This is a genomic window from Streptomyces sp. NPDC002044 (assembly GCF_040296725.1).
Taxonomy (GTDB): domain Bacteria; phylum Actinomycetota; class Actinomycetes; order Streptomycetales; family Streptomycetaceae; genus Streptomyces; species Streptomyces antarcticus.
Genome location: NZ_JBEOXU010000009.1, coordinates 81,470 through 87,469, shown reverse-complemented (window position 1 = coordinate 87,469; position 6,000 = coordinate 81,470). Strand labels below are relative to the sequence as shown.

General features: G+C 73.4%; 7 protein-coding genes. 5 read left to right on the top strand and 2 right to left on the bottom strand.

Features of this window, described 5'->3' with window-relative positions; genetic code table 11:
• The first annotated feature begins 529 nt into the window (after positions 1-529).
• The 4 genes from ABT106_RS04500 (at position 530) to ABT106_RS04485 (ending at position 4,604) form a co-directional block, all read left to right on the top strand.
• Positions 530-1,183: an HNH endonuclease family protein gene (locus ABT106_RS04500; protein ID WP_351272155.1), complete on the top strand. Its 654-nt coding sequence runs from the start codon at positions 530-532 to the stop codon at positions 1,181-1,183.
• A 109-nt stretch (positions 1,184-1,292) separates the two neighbouring features.
• Positions 1,293-2,966, top strand: a complete 1,674-nt coding sequence (locus ABT106_RS04495) for an alkaline phosphatase D family protein (RefSeq protein ID WP_351272153.1) — start codon at positions 1,293-1,295, stop codon at positions 2,964-2,966.
• Between the two features lie 229 nt (positions 2,967-3,195).
• Positions 3,196-3,846, top strand: a complete 651-nt coding sequence (locus ABT106_RS04490; RefSeq protein WP_351272150.1) for a DedA family protein — start codon at positions 3,196-3,198, stop codon at positions 3,844-3,846.
• A 203-nt stretch (positions 3,847-4,049) separates the two neighbouring features.
• Entirely contained in the window at positions 4,050-4,604 is a 555-nt protein-coding gene (locus ABT106_RS04485) for a hypothetical protein (RefSeq protein ID WP_351272147.1), read from the top strand.
• A 77-nt stretch (positions 4,605-4,681) separates the two neighbouring features.
• Here the strand turns inward: ABT106_RS04485 and ABT106_RS04480 are convergent, their stop codons facing one another.
• Together ABT106_RS04480 and ABT106_RS04475 are read right to left on the bottom strand one after the other, a co-directional pair.
• Positions 4,682-4,906 carry a DUF2277 domain-containing protein gene (locus ABT106_RS04480; RefSeq protein ID WP_351272144.1) on the bottom strand — a complete coding sequence of 75 codons (225 nt, stop codon included), beginning with the start codon at positions 4,904-4,906 and terminating at the stop codon, positions 4,682-4,684.
• 15 nt (positions 4,907-4,921) lie between these two features.
• Positions 4,922-5,575 (bottom strand): TRADD-N-associated membrane domain-containing protein, encoded by a 654-nt coding sequence (locus ABT106_RS04475; RefSeq protein WP_351272142.1) that lies wholly within the window; start codon positions 5,573-5,575, stop codon positions 4,922-4,924.
• A 149-nt stretch (positions 5,576-5,724) separates the two neighbouring features.
• On the opposite strand from ABT106_RS04475, the gene ABT106_RS32115 reads away from it, so the two are divergent.
• Positions 5,725-5,799, top strand: coding sequence for a 50S ribosomal protein bL37 (locus ABT106_RS32115; RefSeq protein WP_383910068.1), 75 nt, complete (start codon positions 5,725-5,727; stop codon positions 5,797-5,799).
• Positions 5,800-6,000: the final 201 nt, after the last annotated feature.

Below are 6,000 nucleotides of genomic sequence, written 5' to 3'. Positions count from 1 at the left end.
TCGTGAAGCCCTTTGCTCGGCGGCCGCTGCCGGACCGGCCGCCACGGGGCCACGCTCCGGAGGTGACCCTCACCCGGGCCGCACCCGGCCAGTCACCCACCGAATGGTGGGCGGCTGACGTCATTTGGTGCCAGGGCCGGTTCATCGGTGTCTTGAGCTCCCCACCCTCATCGCTCTCTTGAAGCCGGTGCGGGAGCGGCGCGCTTACTCCTTCGGCGGCAATGGGGCAATGCGGCGTAATGGGCCGCTAGAGCTGCCTTGCCGGGGGCGGGGGCGACGTGCGTGACGCCCTGGGCTGTCCGGTATGGGCTCTTGATCCAGAACGCCCGGTGGGCCTCGCGTCGCAGCGGCCGCCAAGGGCTCGGAATTACAACTTCCGTTTAAATACGGTGCTTTGCACGTCTTGATGTGACGTGGCCATGTCGCCAGGCTGTCACCTGGCGCCCACTCCAGCGAAACCCGGCGCCGCAAGCATGGCCACGCCCCACCGGGGCCTCACGGCCACACCCCCCGCACTCAGGGAGCCCTCATGGCACTCAGCTCTGTTGTCTACGCGCGTCGAATCGGCGTGCTCGCCTCGGCCGCCGCGCTCGCGGCCCTGACGTCCCTCGTCAGCGCGCCCGCCGCCCAGGCCGCCCCGCCCACCCCCATCAGCGCCTCGGCCGCCCGCTCCTACCTCGCGACGGTCACGCCCAAGACCGAGGGCTCCACCAGTGGTTACAGCCGTGACCTCTTCCCGCACTGGAGCACCGTCTCGGGCACCTGCAACACCCGCGAGACCGTCCTCAAGCGGGACGGAGTGAACGTCGTCCAGGACTCCGCCTGCGCCGCCGTGAGCGGCAGTTGGTACTCCGAGTACGACGGGGCCACCTGGACCGCGGCCTCCGACATCGACATCGACCACATGGTGCCGCTCGCCGAGGCATGGCGTTCCGGCGCCAACTCCTGGACCACGTCCAAGCGCCAGCAGTTCGCCAACGACCTCACCCGCCCCCAGCTCATAGCGGTCACCGACAACGTCAACCAGGCCAAGGGCGACCTCGACCCCGGCAAGTGGCTGCCGTCGCGTACCGCCTACCGCTGTACGTACGCGCGGATGTGGGTCCAGGTGAAGCAGCACTGGGCCCTGAGCATGGACTCCGGCGAGAAGACGGCCCTGGTCAACGTCCTCAACGGCTGCTGACCCACCCGCCGGACGGTCCCCGGACCCGATCTTTCCCCCGTCAGGGGGAGGCGTGGCTCCCCTTCCCCGTCGTACCGTGATCAAAGGGGATACGAAGGAGGGGGAGTCCATGGCCGGACTGCGTCTGGGACCGCTGCTGCGCCACGTCGACTGGGACACCGGCGGTTCGGCCACGATATGGGTCGAGGCCGACCGCCCGTGCACGGCCGAGGTGCGGTGCGCCGACGGGTCGACAGGCCGTGCGCGCACCTTCCAGGTGGCGGGGCACCACTACGCACTGGTGCCGGTGACCGGCCTGACGCCGGGAGCCACGACGGCGTACGAGGTGCTGCTCGACGGGGCGCAGGTGTGGCCGCTGCCCGACAGTTCCTTCCCGCCGAGCACGATCAGCACCCCGGCGGTGACGGGCCCGGGCCGGTCCGCGCCCGGGCCCGGGCTGCGGGTCACGTTCGGCTCCTGCAGACAGGCCGCGCCGCCGGCCGGCGGGCTGCGCGGGCCGCACGGCGCGGACGCGCTCGACACGCTCGCGGCGCGGCTGGCCGCCGACCCGGAGGCGGTGCGTCCGGACGTTCTGCTGCTGTTGGGCGACCAGGTGTACGCCGATGCGCTGTCCCGGGAGACCCGCGCGTGGATCGCGGCCCGGCGGGACCTGCGGGAGGCCCCGGGCGCGCAGGTCGCGGACTACGAGGAGTACACCCGGCTCTACTACGAGTCCTGGCTGGACCCGGAGATCCGCTGGCTCCTGTCGACCGTGCCGAGCCTGCAGATATTCGACGACCACGACGTCATCGACGACTGGAACACGAGCGAGGCGTGGGTCGCGGAGATGCGGGCGACCCCGTGGTGGCGGGAGCGGATCCTCAGCGGGCTGATGTCGTACTGGGTGTACCAGCACCTGGGCAATCTCTCGCCGGCCGAGCTGGAGCGGGACGGGCTGTATGCCCAGATATGCGCCACCCCGGACGGTACGGAGCCGCTGCGGGCGTTCGCGGCCTTGGCGGACAACGATCCGGCGACGGTGCGCTGGAGCTATCGGCGGGACTTCGGGCGGACGCGGCTGCTGATGGTCGACACCCGGGCGGCGCGGGTCCTGGCCGAGGACGGACGGGCGATGCTCGATCCGACCGAGCACCAGTGGCTGCGGGACAACGCGCTCGCGGGGCACGGGGGGTATGACCACCTGCTGATCGGTTCCTCGCTGCCGTGGCTGATGCCGCCGTTGATCCACGACGCGGAGGCGTGGAACGCAGCGCTGTGCCGCGGGGTGCGGGGGCCGCGCTGGGCGCGGATCGGGGAGAATCTGCGCCGCCGCAGCGATCTTGAGCACTGGCCGGCGTTCCCGGCCTCGTTCGCGGCGCTGACCGATCTGATCGAGGAGGTGGGGACGGGGCCGCGGGCGCCGGCGACGGTGTGCGTGTTGTCGGGCGATGTACACCACGCGTATGTGGCCGAGCCCCGCATACCGAGTACGGCGCGGCTGTTCCAGCTGACGTGTTCGCCGGTGCACAACTCCATCCACACGGCGGTGAAGTTGGGGTTCCGGCTGGGCTGGTCGCGGATGGGGCGGTGGCTGGGGCGTGGCTTCTCCCGGCACGGGCGGACGGGGCGGCCGCCGGTGACCTGGCGGCGTACGGGTGGTCCGTGGTTCGGGAATCAGCTGATGACGCTGGCGCTGGCCGGGCGGACGGCGCGGCTCCGGCTGGACCAGGCGCACAGGAACCGCAAGGGTGCCCGGCTGGTGACGGTGCTGGACCGGGAGCTGACCGGGGCGGAGACGGCGTAGAGGTGGCGGGCCGGGGGGTGGGCGCGGCGTTCGGCGCGGTGCGGTGGCGTGGGGGGAGGTGGACGGGCGGGCGGTGCGGTGGGGCGGGTCTGCGGGGGCGGGGGCCCCGGGCGTCCGTGGGCTGGGCGCCCGGCGTACCCTGTAGGGCTGTCAAGCCGCTCCTGCCGCTCCCCCGCGACGTCGCGGCGCTTCATGCCGCTGCACGTCAACCGGACTGGGGAGTCCCGCCTTGTTTGAGACTCTGGGGTCGCTGACCGCGAGCCCATGGATCTACGCCGTGGTGGCGGTGTCCGTCGTGCTCGATGTCTTCCTGCCGGTGCTCCCGAGCGGCGTGCTGGTGATCACGGCGGCCGCGGCCGCCGCGGCGGCCGGTGCGGCGGGTCCGGTGCCCGTGGCCGTGCCGGTGACCGCCGAGGTGCCCGACATCCTGGCCCTGCTGGTGATCGCCACGGCCTCTTCGGTGCTGGGTGACATGGCCGCGTTCCGGCTGGCCCGGCGCGGTGGGGCCCGGCTGGACCGGGCCATCGCCCGCTCCCGTCGGCTGACCCGGGCGCACGACCGCCTGGGGACGGCACTGGCCCGGGGCGGCGGCGCCCTGGTGGTGATCGCCCGCTTCGCCCCGGCGGGCCGCTCGGTGGTGTCGCTGGGCGCGGGCAAGACGCACCGCAAGGTGATGGAGTTCCTGCCCTGGTCGGTGCTGGCGGGCATGGCCTGGGCGGGGTACAGCGTGGCGCTGGGCTACTTCGGTACGCAGTGGCTCGGTACCCAGTGGCTCGGTACCGCGGTCTCCCTGGTCGCGCTCTTCGCCGGCGGCGCCCTGGCCGCGTACCTCGTGCGCCGCCCGTACCCGGCGAGGACCGCGGCGGCCCCAGCGGCGTAGCGGGCCGCGATCGGCTCGTGCGGGTGAATCGGCTCGTGCGGGTGGATCGGCTCCCCCGGGCGGAGTAGTGCGTCACCCGTTCACCCGGCCCCGATCGCCGCCTCCGGGCCCGGCTCCTAGCGTGCAGAGCACGGTGCGCAACCGAATCCGCGTCACATCCGTGCCCTGGCCGCGCCGTTTCGAGGAGCCGAGGAGTTCTCTCCATGCCCGCCACGCCGCACGCCACGCCGCAGTCCGAGCCCGCCCCGTACTCCGCGTACGCCGGGTGCTCCGCCCACTCCGCCCCGCGCCGTCTGCTGGCCGTCGCGGCCGTGACGCTCGCCGTCGCCGTCGCGACCCCGGCCGCCGTCGCCTTCGCCGCGCCCTCCGCCAGCGTCTCCCCGAGCACCGTCGCCCCGGGCGGCCGGGTCGGGCTCAACGTCGAGGGCTGCGGCACCAAGACCGGCCGGGCCACGTCCACCGCGTTCGGCGAGGTGCAGCTGACTCCCGGCAACCTGGAGGCGACGAACCTGTTCGGCAACGCCACCGTCCACCGCGACGCCGGCGCGGGCACCCACCGCGTCACCTTCGAGTGCGGCGGCGCCGGCGGTCAGCGCGTCATCGCCAACCTGTATGTGTCCCCGGGCGCCGCACGCGGCGGCGAGGGCGGCAGCATCGGCTCGATGAGCACGGCGCAGATCGCCATGGGCGGCGCCCTGGTCGTGGGCGCACTCGGCGCGGGCGTGTGGGTGATCCGCCGGCGCGCGGCCTCGGTCTGAGGGCCGCCCGGCCCGGCACGCACCGCCCCGGAAGCGGGAACCGCTCCGGGGCGCCCGGGCGGGAAGGGGCGGGCGGGTTACGCGGCGGCGGTCTGCCCCCGTACGTGCACCCCGTCCAGCAGCGCCCGCGTGGCCTCGGCGACGGCTTCCACGGCCTCGTCGAACACCTCGCGGTTGTGCGCGGCCGGTGCGCGGAAGCCGGACACCTTCCGTACGTACTGCAGTGCTGCGGCGCGGATCTCCTCCTCGGTGGCCTTCTCGGGGATGGCGGGCGGGCGCAGGGTCTTAATGGAACGGCACATACCTCCACTATCCCGCTAGCGCGGCAGCTCGGCCCCGGAAAGTTTGAGGATCAGGCCGGCCTGGAGCCGGGCGCGCAGTTCCGGGTCGGCGACCTCGTCGAGGAGGCCGATGGCCTGCTGGGTGGACTCGGCGGCCCGTCGGTCGTCGCGCAGGGCGGTGGTCTGATCGGTCATGTGCTTGAGTGCGATGTCGGCCCGGCGGTGGAAGAGCTGTCCGGCGAGCGTGGTGACCAGGCCGACGGAGCTGGTGACGATCCCCAGGTAGAGCTCGCCGCCGTTCTCGGCCTTCCACACGGCCAGCCCGACCCCGGACAGCAGGACCGCCGCTCCGGCCGCGGCGAAGCTCTGGCTGGTGGCGAAGCTGCTGCGGGCCTGGGTCAGTCCGTACGCGTAGTACTCGACGAGGAGGGGCGTGAACTCGTCCCGCCGGTCGCCCAATTGCCCGCCGGGGTGGTGCGGCGGGCCGCCGACGTCGTGGAACGTGGGGTGGCCGGGCCCGGTGGCGGGTGCCGCGGCGGCGGGCGCCGCGAGCCGCGCGAGCAGCCGGTCCCGTTCCTCGGCGCGTCTGCGCTCGAAGGAGGCACCCGCGGCCCGTCGCAGCAGCACCAGCAACGCCGAGGCCGTGACAACGGCCGCGACCACCCCGCCCCACGCGAGCCACTCGCCCATCTCCCGACGATCCCACGCGCGGGCCGCGCGGCCAAGGCCCGTACGGGCGTGCGCCCGGGTGGGGTCCGCCGGCGCTGATGCGGGTGTGGCGGGCGGAATCTAGACTGGCGGAGTCGTGAAAGATCCCGGATTCGAGGGAGATGCGCATCATGGCGAAGCGAGGCAACAAGCGGCGCGCCCGTAGGAAGAACAAGGCGAACCACGGCAAGCGCCCCAACGCCTGACCCACCCCCCTGACGCGAAGGCCCCCGCGCGCACACCCGACCGGGCCTCCGTGCCGCCCGGACCGTGACCTCCCTGCTCCTCGCCGGCGGGGAGGTCGTCTTGTGGGGGCGCGATCCGGCTGTTCCCATGGGATCGGGTCGACATGTCAGGGGGCGGCGTGGCTGAGCCGAAGGTGTCTCGCTGGCGCAAGTCCGGTCACG

What these genes read in the sequence shown, in the direction of transcription:
- ABT106_RS04500 (WP_351272155.1), top strand. Translation starts at nt 530, where the DNA reads ATGGCACTCAGCTCTGTTGTCTACGCGCGTCGAATCGGCGTGCTCGCC.
- ABT106_RS04495 (WP_351272153.1), top strand. Translation starts at nt 1,293, where the DNA reads ATGGCCGGACTGCGTCTGGGACCGCTGCTGCGCCACGTCGACTGGGAC.
- ABT106_RS04485 (WP_351272147.1), top strand. Translation starts at nt 4,050, where the DNA reads ATGCCCGCCACGCCGCACGCCACGCCGCAGTCCGAGCCCGCCCCGTAC.
- ABT106_RS04475 (WP_351272142.1), bottom strand. Translation starts at nt 5,575, where the DNA reads ATGGGCGAGTGGCTCGCGTGGGGCGGGGTGGTCGCGGCCGTTGTCACG.
- ABT106_RS04480 (WP_351272144.1), bottom strand. Translation starts at nt 4,906, where the DNA reads ATGTGCCGTTCCATTAAGACCCTGCGCCCGCCCGCCATCCCCGAGAAG.